5 protein-coding genes are annotated in these 16,354 nt (G+C 75.2%); 2 read left to right on the top strand and 3 right to left on the bottom strand.

All coding sequences use genetic code 11. The features are described from left to right. The first annotated feature begins 3 nt into the window (after nt 1-3). Together fabD and OG946_RS01550 are read left to right on the top strand one after the other, a co-directional pair. Nucleotides 4-7,449: an ACP S-malonyltransferase gene (gene fabD, locus OG946_RS01555; RefSeq protein WP_326794346.1), complete on the top strand. Its 7,446-nt coding sequence runs from the start codon at nt 4-6 to the stop codon at nt 7,447-7,449. A 30-nt stretch (nt 7,450-7,479) separates the two neighbouring features. Continuing rightward, complete coding sequence (locus OG946_RS01550; protein WP_326794345.1) at nt 7,480-11,988, top strand: beta-ketoacyl synthase N-terminal-like domain-containing protein; 4,509 nt, start codon at nt 7,480-7,482, stop codon at nt 11,986-11,988. Nucleotides 11,989-12,095: 107 nt separating this feature from the next. Here the strand turns inward: OG946_RS01550 and OG946_RS01545 are convergent, their stop codons facing one another. The 3 genes from OG946_RS01545 to OG946_RS01535 all read right to left on the bottom strand — a co-directional run bounded on the left by OG946_RS01545 (nt 12,096) and on the right by OG946_RS01535 (nt 16,257). Beyond that, nucleotides 12,096-12,866, bottom strand: a complete 771-nt coding sequence (locus OG946_RS01545) for an AfsR/SARP family transcriptional regulator (protein ID WP_326794344.1) — start codon at nt 12,864-12,866, stop codon at nt 12,096-12,098. Nucleotides 12,867-13,321: 455 nt separating this feature from the next. Beyond that, nucleotides 13,322-14,359: an alpha/beta fold hydrolase gene (locus tag OG946_RS01540; protein WP_326794343.1), complete on the bottom strand. Its 1,038-nt coding sequence runs from the start codon at nt 14,357-14,359 to the stop codon at nt 13,322-13,324. Then, nucleotides 14,356-16,257, bottom strand: a complete 1,902-nt coding sequence (locus OG946_RS01535) for an HAD-IIIC family phosphatase (protein ID WP_326794342.1) — start codon at nt 16,255-16,257, stop codon at nt 14,356-14,358. The genes OG946_RS01540 and OG946_RS01535 overlap by 4 nt, the downstream gene beginning before the upstream one ends. Nucleotides 16,258-16,354: the final 97 nt, after the last annotated feature.

The following is a 16,354-nucleotide window of genomic DNA, read 5'->3' as shown; positions in this document are numbered from 1 at the left end:
GACATGTTTGCGCTTGCATTCCCAGGTCAGGGTTCGCAGCACAAAGGGATGGGTGCGCAGCTCTTCGGCAGGTTCCCGGAGGAAGTCGCCCGCGCGGACGAGATACTCGGCTATTCCATTGAGGAGCTGTGCCGCGACGATGTCGACGGCAGGCTGCAGAACACGGAGTACACGCAGCCCGCGCTCTTCGTCGTCAACGCGCTGAGCCACCTCGCCCACCGCGCCGACGGCGGCGCCGAGCCCGACTATCTCGCCGGGCACAGCCTCGGTGAGTACAACGCCCTGCACGCCGCCGGCGCGTTCGACTTCGCCACCGGGCTGCGGCTGGTAGCCAAGCGCGGCGAGCTGATGTCGCGGGTGGCGGACGGCGGTATGGCCGCCGTCGTCGGGCTGACCGCGGAACAGGTCGCGGAACTCCTCGGCCGGCCGGGCCTGGAGAACCTGTCGATCGCCAATTACAACAACCCGACGCAGATCGTCGTCGCGGGACCGCGCGAGGACGTGGCGGGCGCCCGCGCCGTCTTCGAGGAGGCAGGCGCCGGCCTGTTCACCGTGCTGCGCGTCAGCGGCGCGTTCCATTCCCCGTACATGTCGGCGATCCAGGGCGAGTTCGCCGAGTTCCTGAACGGATTCACGCTCGCGCCGCCCGCCGTGCCCGTCATCTCGAACGTGACCGCCCTGCCGTACGAGGACGACGTCGCCGCCGCGCTGGTGCGGCAACTCGACCACCCGGTGCGCTGGACCGACACCGTCCGCTACCTCATCGCGCAGGGCGTCGCGGACATCAAGCCCGTCGGCCCCGGCCGGGCCATGCGCGGGCTGATCAAGGCGACCAGGCGGGACGAGGAGCGCCGCGCCCAGGAAGCGCGGGAGGCGCGGGAAGCGGTGGCGGCGGAGCAAGCCGCGCAGACCGCGGCGGCACCCGCCTCCGGCGGCGAACTGCGCCTGCGCCGCCCCGAGCGCGACCGCGCCCGCCCCGAGGGCACCCCCGCCGTCCAACTGCACCAGGCGCTCCTGAAGGACCTGCGCACCACCGTCGCGCAGGTGCTGAAGGTCGAACCCGCCGTCGTGCGCAGCGAGACCGAGCTGAGCGAGCTGGGCTTCGACTCGATCCGGCTGATCGAGTTCGCCGACCTGCTGCGCCGTGACCTCGGCGTCGACCTCACCCCCTCGGTGTTCTTCGAGCACTTCACCCTGGAGGCGTTCGCGCGCCACCTCCTCACCGAGCACCACGATCTCGTCTCCGCCCGCTACCCCGACGCCGGCGACGACACCCCCCGCACCGGCCCCCGCGGCGCCGGCCGCGCGGGAGACGACGCCCCGCTGCCGGACCCGTACCCCGTCGCCGTCGTCGGCCTCAGCGCCGTCCTGCCCGGCGCGGCGGACCTGGAGGGCTTCTGGCAGCGCCTGCTGGCAGGCGACGAACTCGTCACCCGGGTCCCCGAGGCCCGCTGGCGCGATTGGGCGGGCGCGGAGCGCGCGGCCCGCGCGCACGGCGCGTTCCTCGACGAAGTCGACTCCTTCGACTGCTCGTTCTTCGGCATCTCGCCGCACGAGGCCGAGCTGATGGACCCCCACCAGCGGCTCTTCCTGCAGACCGTGTGGAAGGCCGTCGAGGACTCCGGCCGCCGCCCCGACGCCCTCGCGGGCAGCCGCACCGGCCTGTTCGTCGGGCTCAGCTCCATGGACTACGCGGAGGTGCTGGGCCACAGCGCCGCCGGACCCCAGGCGCACACCGCCACCGGGCTCTCCCACGCCGTGCTGCCCAACCGGGTCTCCTACCAGCTCGACCTGCGCGGCCCCAGCGAGGCGATAGACACCGCGTGCTCGTCGTCGCTCGTCGCCGTCCACCGCGCGGTCCGCAGCCTGCGCGCGGGCGAGTGCGGGCTCGCCATCGCCGGCGGCGTGAACCTCATGCTCAGCCCCACCCCGTTCGAGTGCTTCGAGCTGGCGGGGATGCTCGCCCCTGACGGCCGCTGCAAGACCTTCGACCAGTCCGCCGACGGGTACGTACGCGGCGAGGGCGTCGTCGCCGTCGTGCTCAAGCCGCTGGCCGCCGCCGAGGCGGACGGGGACCACATCCACGCCGTGATCCGCGGCAGCGCCGTCGGCCACTCCGGCCGCGCCGCGTCGCTCACCGCGCCGAGCCCCGAGGCGCAGGCCGACGTCATCGTCGACGCCTGGCGCGCCGCCGCTCTCGACCCGGCGACCGCCACCCACGTGGAGACCCACGGCACCGGCACCAGCCTCGGCGACCCCATCGAGATCGAGGGCCTGAAGCAGGCGTTCGCCCGCCTCTACGCCGCCTGGGGCCACGACGCCCCCGCCGAGCCGCACATCACGCTGGGCTCGGTCAAGACCGCCATCGGCCACCTGGAGGCGGCGGCCGGTCTCGCCGGCCTGGTCACGATGGTGCAGGCGCTGCGGTACGGGAAGCTGCCCGCCCTGCGCCACTTCGAGACGCTGAACCCCTACATCCGCCTGGACGGCAGCCCCTTCCGCATCGGCGACCGCGCCGGCGACTGGCCGCGCCACACCGCCCCCGAAGGACCCGCCACCCCACGCCGCTGTGGCGTCAGCTCCTTCGGCTTCGGCGGCAGCAACGCGCACGTCGTGCTGGAGGAGTACGAGCGCGAGCCCGCCGCCGACGAGGCGCCGAGCGCCCCGCTGCTGATCCCGCTGTCGGCCCGTACGCCCGACGCGCTGCGCGACTACGCCCGCGAGCTGGTCCGCCACCTCGACCTGCACGCGCCGGCCGAGGGCACCGCCGACTTCGCCCTCACCGCGCTCGCCGACACCCTGCAGCTCGGCCGGGAGCCGATGGCGGCCCGGCTCGCGGTCGTCGCGGAGGACGTCGACGAACTGTACGACGCGCTGGTGCACTTCCTGCGCGGCGAGGACCAGGGCGACACCTGGTGGAGCGGGCAGGCCACCGGCGCCGCGGACCTCTCGCGCGCGCTGCTCGCCGGGCCCGAGGGCAACACGTACCTCGACGCGCTCGCCACCGCGGGCAAGACCGCGGCCCTCGCCCGGCTCTGGGCGGCCGGGGCGGACTTCGACTGGGCGCTGCTGCGCGGCGGCAGGCCCGTACGCCGCACGCCCCTGCCGACGTACCCCTTCGAGCGCCGCCCGATCCGCCCGCAGGACCTCGTCCCGCACGTCCTGCTGACTCCAGGACAGGCGCAGCCCGCCCTCGTCGCAGCCCCCGCACCCGCGGCCCTGGCCGCCGCCCCGGCCCCTGCCGCGCTGCCGAGCGGCGCGGGCGCCGCGCAGGAGGCCGTGCTGGGGCATCTCGTGGGGCTCTTCGCCGAGGAGCTGAAGTGGCGGCCGGAGGAGATCGACCCGCGGGCCGGCTTCGACGACCTGGGCCTCAGCTCCCTGCTGGTGGAGAAGCTGCGCCGGCGGCTGGAGGAGCACTACGGGCCGGTCGACAGCGCCACGCTCTTCACGTACAAGAACCTCGACGCGCTCGCGCGCCACATGGCGGGACGGGTACGCACCCTGCCCGCCGCGACGCCCGCACCCGCGGCCGTCCAGCCCGCCGCCGCGCAGCCCGCCGCCGCGCAGCCCGCCGCGGTCCAGCCCGCCGCCGTGCAGCCCGCTGCCTCGGGGGCCGGCACCGCGGACATCGCCATCGTCGGCATCAGCGGCCGCTACCCCAAGGCCCCCACCCTGGCCGATTTCTGGGACCGGCTGCTGGCAGGCGACGACTGCGTGGACGAGATCCCACTCGACCGCCCGGGCTACCGCCGCTACGCGGAGCTGGCGCGCGAGAAGTTCGGCGACCAGTGGCCGCGCTGGGGCGGCTTCCTCGACGACGTCGACGCCTTCGACCCGCAGTTCTTCCACATCTCGCCGCGCGACGCCCGGCTGCTCGACCCGCAGGAGCGGCTCTTCCTCACCACCGCGTGGGAGACCCTGGAGGACGCCGGGTACACCCCCGCCTCGCTGGCCGACCCCGAACTCGGCGACGAGCGCGGCTCGGTGGGCGTCTTCGCCGGGGTGACGTACAACAACTACCAGATGTTCGCGGGCGGCGACCTGGACGAGGGCGTCTGGCGCATCGTCGGCTCGCAGACCTTCTCGGTCGCCAACCGCATCTCCCACCTGCTCAACCTCGGCGGCCCCAGCCTGACCCTGGACACCGCCTGCTCCTCCTCCCTCTACGCCATCCACCTGGCCGTCGCCGCGATCCGCCGCGGCGAGTGCGCCATGGCGCTGGCCGGCGGGGTGAACCTGTCGCTGCACCCGAGCAAGTACGTGATGCTCGCCGAGGCCGGGTTCCTCGCCGAGGACGGCCGGTGCCGCGCCTTCGCCGAGGGCGGCACCGGCTACGTACCGGCCGAGGCGGTCGGCGCGGTGCTCCTCAAGCCGCTCGACCGGGCGCTGGCCGACGGCGACCGGATCCACGCCGTCATCAAGGGCTCGGCGGTCAACAGCGACGGCCGCACGTACGGTTACGGCGTCCCCAACCCCGTCGCGCAGGCCGAGCTGGTACGCGCCGCGCTCGCCGACGCCGGGGTCGACGCCGGCTCCATCGGCTACGTCGAGGCGCACGGCACCGGCACCAGCCTCGGCGACCCCATCGAGGTCCGCGGCCTCACCGAGGCGTACGCGGACGCCGCCGCCCCGCACCGCCGCGACGGCCGCCCGGCCTGCGCCATCGGCTCGGTGAAGGCCACCATGGGCCACGCCGAGGCGGCGGCCGGTATCGCCCAGGTCACCAAGGTGGTGCTGCAGTTGCGGCACGGCACGCTCGTGCCCTCCCTGCTGCACACCCCCGAACTCAACCCGAACCTCGACCTCGACAGCACGCCGTTCGCCGTGCAGCGCGAGACCGCCACCTGGGAGCCGCCGGTGCTGCCCGGGCCCGGCGGGGCCGTGGCCGGGCCGCGCCGCGCGGGCGTCAGCTCGTTCGGGGCGGGCGGCGTCAACGTCCACCTGATCCTGGAGGAGGCCCCGGCCCGGCCCGCCCCGGCCGCCACTGCCGGCCGGCCGCTGGTGTTCCCGCTGTCGGCCCGTACGCCCGAGAACCTGCGCGCGTACGCGGCCCGCATGGCGGCGTTCCTGCGCGCCCTGCCCGCGGAGCCCGGCGCCGAGGACCCGGAGGTGCCGCGGGCCGCCGACGTCGCGTACACGCTCCAGCACGGCAGGGAGCCGATGGAGTACCGCGCCGCGTTCGCGGCCCGCACCCTCGCCGACGCCGCCGAGCGCTTCGCGCGTGTCGCCGCCGGCGACGACGCCGACGGGAGCGTCAGCACCGGCCGCCGCCCCGGCCGGTCGGGCGCCGCGCCCGCGGTGCCCGCCGACGCCGCACCGGAGCAGGCCGCCGCGCTGTGGGCGGCGGGCGGCGACGCGGACTGGGCGGCCCGGCCCACCGGCGGGCGCCGGGTGTCGCTGCCGACGTACCCCTTCTCGCAGGAGCGCTACTGGCTGGAGCCGAGCGCCACGAACCCGGCACGGCCGACCGCACCGGCCGTGCCGATCCCCGTCCCCGCGCCGCGGAAGGCCCCGGAGGCGACGGTCGCCGCGGCGGCTCCCGCGCCGCGGGAGGCGGCCGCCGCGGCGGACCTGCTCGCGTCGCTGGCCGCCGCGCCCGTGAGCGAGCGCCACACCGCGCTGGCCACGCGGATGCAGCAGACGCTCGGCGAGCTGCTGGAGTTCCCGCCCGGCAGCCCGCCGGACCGGCAGCGCGGCTTCTTCGAGCTGGGTATGGACTCGGTGATGGCCGTCCGCCTCGGCAACCTGCTCGAAGAGGCGCTGGGCCTGGTCCTGTACGCCGGGGTCGTCTTCGACTACCCGTCCATCGACGAACTCGCCACCTACCTGCTGGACGAGCTGAGCCTCGACGACGCCGCCGCCCCTGCGGCGCCGGAACCCGCCGCGGAGGCACCGGAGTCCGCGCCCGACGGCGCCCTCCAGGTCGTGCACTACACCGCCGGCTGGGAGCCGGCCGCCGCCCCCGAGGGCCCCGCCTCCTGGCTCACCGGACCCGTGCTCGTCTTCGACGACGACGGCGCCCTCACCGAGCGGGTACGCGACCGCCACTCCGGCGCCGCGCCCGTCGTCGGCGTCCGGCCCGGCGAGGCGTACGAGGTGGCCGGCGACGGCCGTACCGTACGCGCCGGGTCCGCCCAGGACCACGCCGCGCTGCTCGCCGGACTCGACGCCCCGCCGGTCACCGTGCTGCACGCGTGGAGCGATCCGCGTACCGCGCTCACCTCGGTCTTCCACCTGAGCCAGGCGCTCCTGCGGCAGGGCCTGCGCGCCCCCGTGCGGCTGCTGCGCGTCACCGCCCACGCCGACGGCGGGCCCGACCCGCTGGCGGAGGCGTTCGGCGGCTTCGCCCGCAGCGTCGACCACGAGAACCCGCGGCTCGTCCAGCAGGCCGTCGCCGTACGCACCGCCGCGGGCGAGGACCCCGCCGCCGCCCTGCTGCGCGCCTGCGAGGCCGAACTCGCCGCGGACGCCCGCGCCGACGCCGAGGTCCGCCACGACGCGGACGGCCGCCGGGTGCGCAGGCTCCGCGAGCTGCCCGCGGTACGCCCCGACGCGCCGGCCGGCGTCGCGGTCCGGCCGGGTGGCACGTACGTCATCACCGGCGGCGGAGGGGGCCTCGGCCTGCTCTTCGCCGAACACCTCGCCCGCCAGGCCCGGGTGAACCTGCTGCTCGTCGGCCGCTCTCCGCTCACCGGAGAGCGCCAGGAGGCCCTGGAGCGCATCCGCGCCCTGGGCGCCGACGTCCGCTACGAGCGCGCCGACGTCGCCGACCGCGGCGACGTCGAGTGGATCCTGGCCGCCGCCCGCAACCGCTGGGGCAGCGTGCACGGAGTCATCCACTCCGCGGGCGTGCTGCGCGACGGGCTGCTGCCCAACAAGACCGCCGACGAGATCGACCTGGTCCTCGCCGGCAAGGTCGACGGCGCCGTCCACTTCGACGCCGAGACCGCCGCGGACGACCTCGACTTCTTCATGGTCTTCTCGTCGCTCGCCGCGCTCGCGGGCAACCCCGGGCAGGTCGACTACGCCTTCGCCAGCCGCTTCCTGAACGCCTTCAGCCGCCGCCGCGAGGAGCTGCGCGCCGCGGGCGAGCGGTCCGGCGCGAGCATCGCGCTCGTCTGGCCGTTCTGGCGCGACGGCGGCATGCGGGTCGACGAGTCGACGGAGGGCTTCGTACGCCGCCGCCTGGGCCTGACGCCGCTGGAGAACGCGGTCGGGGTGGAGGCGTTCGACGCGGCGCTGCGGCACGCCGCGCCGGAGTTCGGCGTCGTGCACGCCGAACGGGACAAGTTGCAGCGGGTGCTGCGGATCGAGCCGCCGGCCGCCGGACCCGCAGAGGAGAAGCCCGCGGCGGCCGCCAAGGCCGGCGGCGGCAAGCCGGCCGCCGCGAAGGGCGATTCGACGGTGGAGATAGAGCTGAAGGGCGTCCTGACCGAGCTGGGGCTCTAGCCCACGGCCCGCGGGGGAGAGGAAACGGCGATGACGGACAAGGCACTGCTGAGGCGTTCCCTGGAGGCCGTGCGCACCCTGCGCGAGCAGGTCGACGAGCTGCGCGCGCGGGCCGCGGAGCCCATCGCCGTCGTCGGCCTCGGCTGCCGCTTCCCCGGCGGCGCGGACGGCCCCGAGCGGTTCTGGGAGCTGCTGCGCGAGGGCCGCGACGGCGTCGTGGACGTGCCGGGGGACCGGTGGCCCGTCGAGGGCTGGTACTCCTCCGACCGGAACGAGCCCGGGACCTCGTACACCCGCCGCGGCGGGTTCCTCGCCGAGGGCGCCCACGCGTTCGACGCCGGGTTCTTCGGCATCACCGACGCCGAGGCCCGCGACATGGACCCGCAGCACCGGCTGCTGCTGGAGACGAGCTGGCAGGCGCTGGAGAGCGCCGGGCTGCTGTCGGGGACCACGGCCGAGCGGCGCGTCGGCGTCTTCGTCGGCGTCTCCGGCTCGGAGAACACCCTGCTGCCCCGGTCGCCGCGGGCGGCGGGCCCGTACACCGCGACCGGCTCCGCGATCAGCGTCGCCGCGGGCCGCATCGCGCACACCTTCGGGCTGCGCGGCCCGGCCCTCGCCGTGGACACGGCCTGCTCGTCGTCGCTGCTCGCGGTGCACCTCGCGGTCGAGAGCCTGCGCCGCGGCGAGTGCACCGCCGCCCTGGCCGGCGGGGTCAGCGCCATGATGTCGCCCGCCGTGATGGTCGCGCTGTGCCGGATGGAGGCGCTGGCCGAGGACGGCAAGTGCAAGGTCTTCGACGCCGCCGCCGACGGCTACGTACGCTCCGAGGGCAGCGGCATGGTCGCCCTCATGCGCGCCTCGGACGCCGCAGCCGTACGCGCCCCGGTCCTCGCCCTCATCCGCGGCTCCGCCGTCAACCACGACGGCCGCACCAGCGGCCTGACGGTTCCCAACGGCCGCGCGCAGCGCGAGCTGATCGCCGACGCCGTCGCCGCGGCCGGGGTCGAGCCGCGGGCCGTGGACTACCTGGAGGCGCACGGCACCGGCACCGCACTGGGCGACCCCATCGAGGTACGCGCCGCCGCCGACGTGCTCTGCACCGACCGCGACCCCGCGGCGCCGCTGCGCATCGGCGCCGTCAAGTCCAACATCGGGCACCTGGAGGCCGCCGCCGGGGTGGCGGGCCTGATCAAGACCGTACTCGCGCTGCGCCACGGCGAACTCCCCGGCGGGCTGCACCTGAACGAGCCCAACCCCCGCCTCGGCGTCGAGCGGCTGCCGGTGGCGCTGTGCGACCGTACGGCGACGTGGCCGCGGCACGCCGACGGCCGGGCCCGTACCGCGGGCGTCAGCTCCTTCGGCTTCTCCGGCACCAACGTGCACGTCGTGCTCACCGAACCGGACGCCCAACCGCCGCGCCCCGCGGGCCCCGAGCGCCCCGCGCACGTCTTCGCGCTCTCCGCGCGCGACCCCGAGGGCCTGCGCGAGGCCGCCGCCCGGCACGGCCAGTGGCTCGCGACGCACCCCGACGCGACCCTTGCCGACTTCTGCCACACCGCCACCGCGCGCCGCGCGCACTTCGCCCACCGCACCGCGTTCGTCACCGCCTCGCGTGACGACCTCGCGCGCCGGCTCGCCGCGCTCGCAGCGGGCGAAGGACCCGAGCCGGCCGCGGTACCGCGGCAGACCGCGGCGGCCGAGGCGGTCGGCGCCCGCGACCGGGCCCCCGCGCCGCCGGTCGCCTTCCTCCTCGACGCCACCGCGCCCGCCGCGGAGCGCATCACGGAGACGCTGTACGCCACCCACCCGGGCTTCCGCGCACACGTCGACCGGTGCACCGCGGAACTGCGTGCTCCCGCGGCGGAGTCGGACGGCGCGCCCGCCGCGCTCGCCGCCGACGTACGGACCGTGGCCTGCCAGATCGCGCTGGTCCGTACGCTCGCCGACTGGGGCATCGCCGCCGGCGCCGTCGCCGGCGGTGCCGCGCCCGGGGACCTCGCCGCCGCCGTCCTCAGCGGCGCCCTCGACGCCCCGACCGCCGGCGCCCTGCTCGCCGCCCGGCACGGCGCCGCCGCCCCGCCGGCCGCGCTTCCGCAACGTCCGCGCGCGCTGCGGCTGCTGCACGGGCCCGACGCCGGCGAGGCGGGTGCGGACCAGGCCGCCGACCCCGGGTTCTGGCTGCGCACAGGGCCCGGCGTCCGCCCCGAGGCCGCCGCCGCGGCGCTCGCCGCGCACGGCTACGACACCCTCGTCCACCTCGGCGGCCCCGCGGGGCGGCACGCCCCCGGTGAGGTCCGCGGGCTGCCCGGTGACGACATCTGGCGCGAACTCCTCGGCTGGCTGGCGGACCGGCACGTCGCCGGCCAGGACGTCGACTGGTCCGCCTGCGACGACGGCTACGAGCGGACCCGGCTCGACCTGCCGGGTCAGACGTTCCGACGCCGTACGCACCGCCCGGACGCCGCGGCACTCGATGCCGCTCCCGCGGCGTCCGGGGCCGGTGCGCCCATGGGAGCGCTCGGGCTGCGGCAGGTCGCCTCGCCGCTCGCGCAGCGCCAGTACACGGCCGACGTCAGCCGCGCGGCGCTGCCCGAAGTCGCCGACACCGCCGGGGTCCTGCACGTCGGCTACTACCAGGAGCTGCTCGCCGCCGCGGCCGGGACGGGCCCCGGGCTGCGGCTGGACGACGTGCGGTTCGAGCGGGCGCTGACGCTCGCCCGCGGCCAGGAGCGCACCGTGCACCTGGCGGTCGGCCCGGCAGACGGCGACGGCTGGGCGGAGTTCTCCGTACACAGCCGGGAGGCCGGGGACGCCTCGCCGGACACCTCCGGGGACGAGGGCTGGCACCGGCACGCCGCCGGCCGGCTGCGCCCCGGCGGCGGGGGAGCGGAGCCGGGTCCGCTGCCCGAGGCGGCGCGGGCGGAGATCCGCGAGCGCTGCCCCGTACGCTTCGAAGGCGCCGAGTTCTACCGGCAGATGGCCGAACGCGGCGTCCCCCTGGGCCCGTCCGTCGAATGGGTCGACGAAGCGTGGCTCGGCGAGGGCGAGGTGCTGGCACGCTTCCGCCTGCCGACACCCGCCGAGACCGGGACCGCCACCGGTCGCCCGGAGCGCGCGCTTCCCGTGCCCGCCGGGATGCTGGACGCCTGCGTGCAGCTCTACGCGCTCGCCGCCGGCCCCCAACTGGCCGAGCGGGACCTGTTCATGACCGCCCGCCTCGGCGAGGTCGGCTTCGGCGCGCCCGCCGAGGGCACCCTGTGGTGCCACGTCCGGCTGACCGCGCCGGTCGGCGAACTGCTGGTCGGCGAACACCTGCTGTGCGCGGAGGACGGCGCGGCGGTCGGCTGGGGCCGCGGCACCGAGATCAGTGTCATCAGCCCGAGCACCGGGACGTACGAGACTCCCGTCGACGACGTACGCGACGACGCGGCCCGGCAGCGCTTCCACGGCCCGGACGGCGCCGCCGCGCTGCGGGACCTGCTCACCGGCATGGTCGCCGAACTGCTCCAACTGCCGCCCGCCGAGGTCCCGAGCGGCCGGCCGCTCGCCGAGACGGGCCTGGACTCCCTCGCCGCGCTGGAGCTGCGCCAGCGGGTACGCGCCGAGACCGGCGTCGACCTCCCGGTCGACCTGCTCATCGCCGGGCCGTCGCTGGACGAGGTGGTGGAGCGGCTCTGCGGGTCCGTTGCGGGCGACGAGCCGGCCGCGCCCCGCCCATACGACGTGGACGGCAGGCTCTGGCTGCCCGTCACGCCGCAGGACGACGCCGCCGTGCGGCTGTTCTGCCTCCCGTACGGCGGCCGCGGCGCGTCCCTCTACCGGGACTGGCCGGGCGGTGCGGACGCCGGTGTCGAGGTGGTGCCCGTGCAGTTGCCCGGCCGGGAGGAGCGCGCCGACGAGCGCTGCCTGGCCGACGCCGACGAGGCCGTCGACGCCGTCGCGCAGGCGCTCAAGCCGTATCTGGACCGGCCGTTCGCCTTCTACGGGCACAGCATGGGCGCCCTCCTCGCGTACCGCCTGGCCCACCGGCTGGGCGCGGAGTACGGGGAGCTGCTGCGGCACCTGTTCGTCGGCGCGTTCAGCGCCCCGACCGGCGGCGAGAACCCGCTCGGCGCCCGGCTGCGCGCGGTGACCCAGCGGCTCGGCTACGAGCAGATGCCGGAGCACGAGGAGCTGGCGCGGGTACGGCGGGCGCAGCCGCGGCTCTACGACACGGCGCTGCGCGCGGAGCTGGGCGAGCACCTGGCGGGCAAGGCGGACGTGGCCATGGACGGCGCGGGCTACTCGGACCTGCGGGTGGTGCAGAGCTACCGGCACGATCCGGCGGAGGCGCCGCTGCGGGTGCCGGTGACGGCGTTCCACGGCGCCGGCGACCCGGTGGTCGCGGAGCAGGACGCCGACGGGTGGCGGCCGTTGACGGATGCCGGGTTCGAGCTGCTGGTCGTACCGGGTGACCACTTCTTCGTCCACGGCGACCAGAGCGGCGCGCGGGTCCTGGCGGAGATGGCCGCGCGACTGCGGCAGCCGGTACGGGCCTGACCCCGGAAGCCCCGCCGCGGGCCCGTATCCGGGCCGGACAAGCCGAAGGGGCGGGCGAAGCCGGTGGCTTCGCCCGCCCTTCGTCGTAGCAGGACCGGGTGGCCTCGTCAGACCGCCGCGGGCAGCTCCAGCCGCTCGTCGGCGACGAGGATGGCCTGCTGCAGGTTGCGCAGCGCCCGGCAGGGCTCCAGGCCGAGTTCCTCGTTGAGACGGGTCCTGGCCTGCTGGTACGTACGCAGCGCGTCCGCCTGCCGCTCCGAGCGGCACAGCGCGAGCATCAACTGCCGGTAGAACGTCTCCCGCAGCGGGTACTCCGCCGTCAGCGCGGACAGCCGGCCGATCAGCTCGCGGTGCAGCCCGAGGCTCAACTGCGCCTCGATCAGCCACTCCAGGTACTCAAGGCGCGTCTCCTCGAGCCAGGTGGCGAAGCCCGCGATGATCGGGCCGTCGCACAGGTCCCCGAGGACCGGACCGCGCCACAGGGAGAGCCCGTCCTCGAAGGCGGTGGCGGCCTGCTCCGGCCGGCCCTCCTTCAGGTGCAGGCGCCCCCGGTGCAGCAGCTCCTGGAAGCGGTCCACGTCGAACTCGTCGTCCTCCAGGTGCAGCAGGTAGCCGGGCGGGCGGGTGAGGATCGGATTGTTCCGGCTGCCGGGCTCGCCGAGGAACTTGCGGAGCTGCGAGATGTAGACGTGGATGCCCGCGGTCGCACGGCGCGGCGGGTTCTGCCCCCAGATCTCGGCTATGGCCTCGTCGATCGAGACCACCTGCCGGGCACGGATCAGTAACAGGACGAGGAGCACCTGCATCTTCTTGGCGCTCACGAATCTGCTGCCGCGACTGTCCACCACCCGGACGGGTCCGAGTATTTCGTACTGCACTTTTCAACCCCCGATGAATTTCTCTAGGCCGAAGTGCTCAGTTTCCATGGCACTGTTGTTCAATTCTCTCGCCGCTACAGGCAGGGGAGCTTGTGTGTGACGCGGCGATGCTGTACAGGTCTTTGCAGGTTATGGAGGGGGTAGGGGGTGCCGAAACCCCTACCCACCCCTAAGTCCCCCCTAGGTGTTGTCAGGGGTATTGCGCAGGGCGCGCAGCGGCGTGTGTGACACATTCACGCCCCCCGGCCAATACATCGTGATCATCCGCCGTTCTCGCAAATGCCCGGTATTCACCACAGCGTATCCGCTGCCCGATATCCGAGTGCGCGGCCGCCGGAATACGCCCGTCCCGTATGGCAACGGCCGCAGGGCCCCCTGGCGCGCCAGGGGGCCCTGCGGCCGTTGCGGGACTCCAGCGGACCGGCCGGAGGCCGGGAGGGGCGGGCTGAGCGGCCTCAGCGCAGGGCGTGGCCCTGGCGCATCGCCAGCAGCGAGCCGAACGTCCAGTCCACGGTCTGCTGCACGTGCGCCGGCGCACCGTGCACGTCGTCGAACTCGTTCATGCTGACCTGCTTCACGTGCTGCCGCACGAACGCCGGGTCCCCGGCCGGGATGATCTCGTCGCGCAGGCTGGCGGAGTAGCAGACGGGGATCTCCAGCGCGGCCAGCTCCTCGGGCGTCAGCGCCCAGTCGGCGAGCGCCTTGTGCAGCGCGCCGTCGTCGCCCTCGGCGGTGCCCGTCAGCCGGGCCAGCGTGTGCCGGGTGATGCCGGGCACGCCGCGCAGCCAGTCGGCGTCGCCGAAGAACTCGCTCACCGGCGCCCCCGACGTCACGATGCCGCGCAGCCGGGCATCGTGCCCGGCCCAGCGCAGCGCCAGGTGCCCGCCGAAGCTGTTGGCGAGGGCGTACGTGTCGGCCACGTCGGCCCGGTCCGCAATCGCGTCGAGCACGGCGGGCAGCATCCGCCAGCTCTCCCGGTCGTACGGGAGGGTGTTCTCGCCGATGCCCGGCAGCTCGGTGACGACGATGGCCATACCCAGCGCCGCCGCCTGGAGCGTCACCGGCGCCCACTGCTCCTTGAGGCTGACGATCCCGCCCGTCACCAGCAGCACCGGCTTCGGCTCCGCCGCCGAGAGCCCGCCGGCCCAGGCCACCACCTCGCCGTCGGCCAGCGGCGCGGTGACCCGCTCGATGCCCTGCTGGCCGGCGCTCCAGCGGTCGAACGCCGACCGGCACTTCTCGTACGCCTCCTGCCGCGCCGGGCCGTCGACGACGGGGAAGCGGGCCATGGTGTAGCAGAGGAACGCGGGCAGCAACTGCCCGGCGCCGTCCAGTTCCGCGGCCGCCGCCGACCACTCCGCCGTCCACGAGCCGGGGGCGCCGTCCTCGTCGTTGGTGATGCGGTCGAGCACCTTCTCGTACTGCCCGGGGGGCAGTTGCAGCGCCTTGGCGTGGACGAGCGCGAACTCCTTGAGCTCTGTGACGTCGTTCATCGTGTTCCCTCCCGCGCCCAGCGCACGGTCAGGGCGAGGTGGCCGGGCACAGCGTCGATCTGCCGCAGCTCGTGACGGAAGTCGGCGGTCCCGTCCTCGGCGTGCCCGTGGGCGTCGAAGCCGTTCCGTGAATAGAAGTCCCTGACCTTGCCGTTCTTCGGCGACGGCACATACCGTGCCGCGACCGCCTCGGCCCCCTCGGCCCTGGCGTGCTCCAGCAGCGCGGCGAGGCAGCCCTGCTCGATGCCGCGCGCGAAGACCCGGCAGCTCAGCAGGAAGTTGTCGACGTGCCACACGGGCCCGTCTGTCCGTACGAACACCGCACCGACCAGGCCGTTGTCGCCGAAGCGGTCGCCGGAGCGGATGGCCAGGACCAGGTTCCCCGGCGAGCCGGCCAGGGAGGCGACCTCGTCCTGCTGGAGCCGCCGGGTGGTCAGGTTGAACTGGTTGGTGCGCTGAGTGAGCTGGGCGACGCGCGGCACGTCGGCCTCGGCGGCGGCGGTCAGCTCCACCCGTACGTCCAGCTCGCGCAGGTAGTCGTCCAGCGAGGAGAAGGAGTCGAGGAAGTCCTTGCGGACCAGTTCCTCGCGGTAGCGCTCGGGGCGGCGGACGTCGTCGTCGGTGAGGTCCCGTACGTCGAACCAGCCGTCGGCGAGCAGCCGCCCGGCGTGCAGCGCCGGGTCGCCGTCGAGGTGGAGCACCGTGACCTCGGGCAGCTCGCGGGCCACCAGGCCGCACTCGTAGGGGCTGTCGTCGGCGAAGACGAACGAGTCGAGGCCGAGGTTGAGGTCCTCGGCCAGCGCCCGCAGGTTGTCGTGCTTGGGCGACCAGTTGGCGACCACCCGGACGAAGTCGTCTTCGCGCAGGGTCATCTCGGGGTGGTCGCGCAGCACCTCGCGTACGGGCTCCACGTCGTTCTTGCTGACGGCGGCCACCAGCACCCCGCGCGAGGCGAGCTGCTTGACCACCCGCTGCATGCGCTGGAACGCGCGCCCCGTGCGGCCGTCGGCGACCTCGATGCCCTCCCGGCCGTCGTCGCCGAGCACGCCGCCCCACAGCGTGTTGTCCAGGTCGACCGCGAGCACCTTCTTCGCCCGCCCGGACCGGCTGCGGGCGAGGTGCGCGACCTCCCGCGCGACGGCGGCGGTCAGCTCGGCCGCGAACGGCGTGCCGACGTAGGTCGCCAGCCGGTCCTCGGCGAGGGCGGCGGGGCCGGTGAGGAGCGGGTCGAGGTCGAGGACGACGAGGCCGGGGTGCTCGTCCATCAGCCCGAGCAGCCGGGCGTTGCCCTCGCGCCAGACGGCGCCGAGCCGGGCGCGGGAGCGGTGGTCCACGAGCTGGGCGGTGAACTCCCGGGGGAGCGGCATCGTGGTGTAGACGAGGGTGCCGGAGCCGGAGGTGCCGTGGGTGGCCGCGAGCTTGCCGAGGAGGTGCACCTTCTCGGTCAGCACCCGCTCGACGTCCTCGGGCCGCCACGGACGCGGTACCTCGTCGAAGACGATCCCGGCGGCCAGCAGGCACACCACGAGGTCGGTGCCGGCGGCGTAGACCTCGCCGGCCGGGTCGGCGAGGTCGAACAGCCAACTGTCGTAGTCCGCGACGTGGGAGCGCAGCAGCATGCCGTGCCTGGCCAGCTCCATGGTGAGCGGCGGCACGAGGCCGGCGACCGTGCCGTGCCCGGTGACCGCGACGGACACGGTGGGGATGCCGGGGTGGACGGCGCGCACCTCGTCGGGGGAGAGGCGGGACAGCAGCCGCCCGGCGCGCTGCCGTTCGTCCTCACCGAGGCCGTGCAGCAGCGCAGGGAGTCTCGGGTACTCCGCGACCAGGCTTCCGGACCGGTGCAGCTCCGCGACGGGATCCGGAGTGGATGGCGGGGGAGCGGGGGCAGCGGACACGGATCTCACACCTCCTGGTGGACCAGCGCAGCGGGCCGCCGGGCGGGCGCGACGGGAGAGGCGCGGGCGGACCGCCCCCAGGCTCGCCAGCGGGGCT

This window comes from Streptomyces sp. NBC_01808 (assembly GCF_035917395.1).
GTDB lineage: Bacteria > Actinomycetota > Actinomycetes > Streptomycetales > Streptomycetaceae > Streptomyces.
The sequence above is the reverse complement of the archived record's forward strand: the minus strand, read 5'-3'. Positions and strand labels throughout refer to the sequence as shown.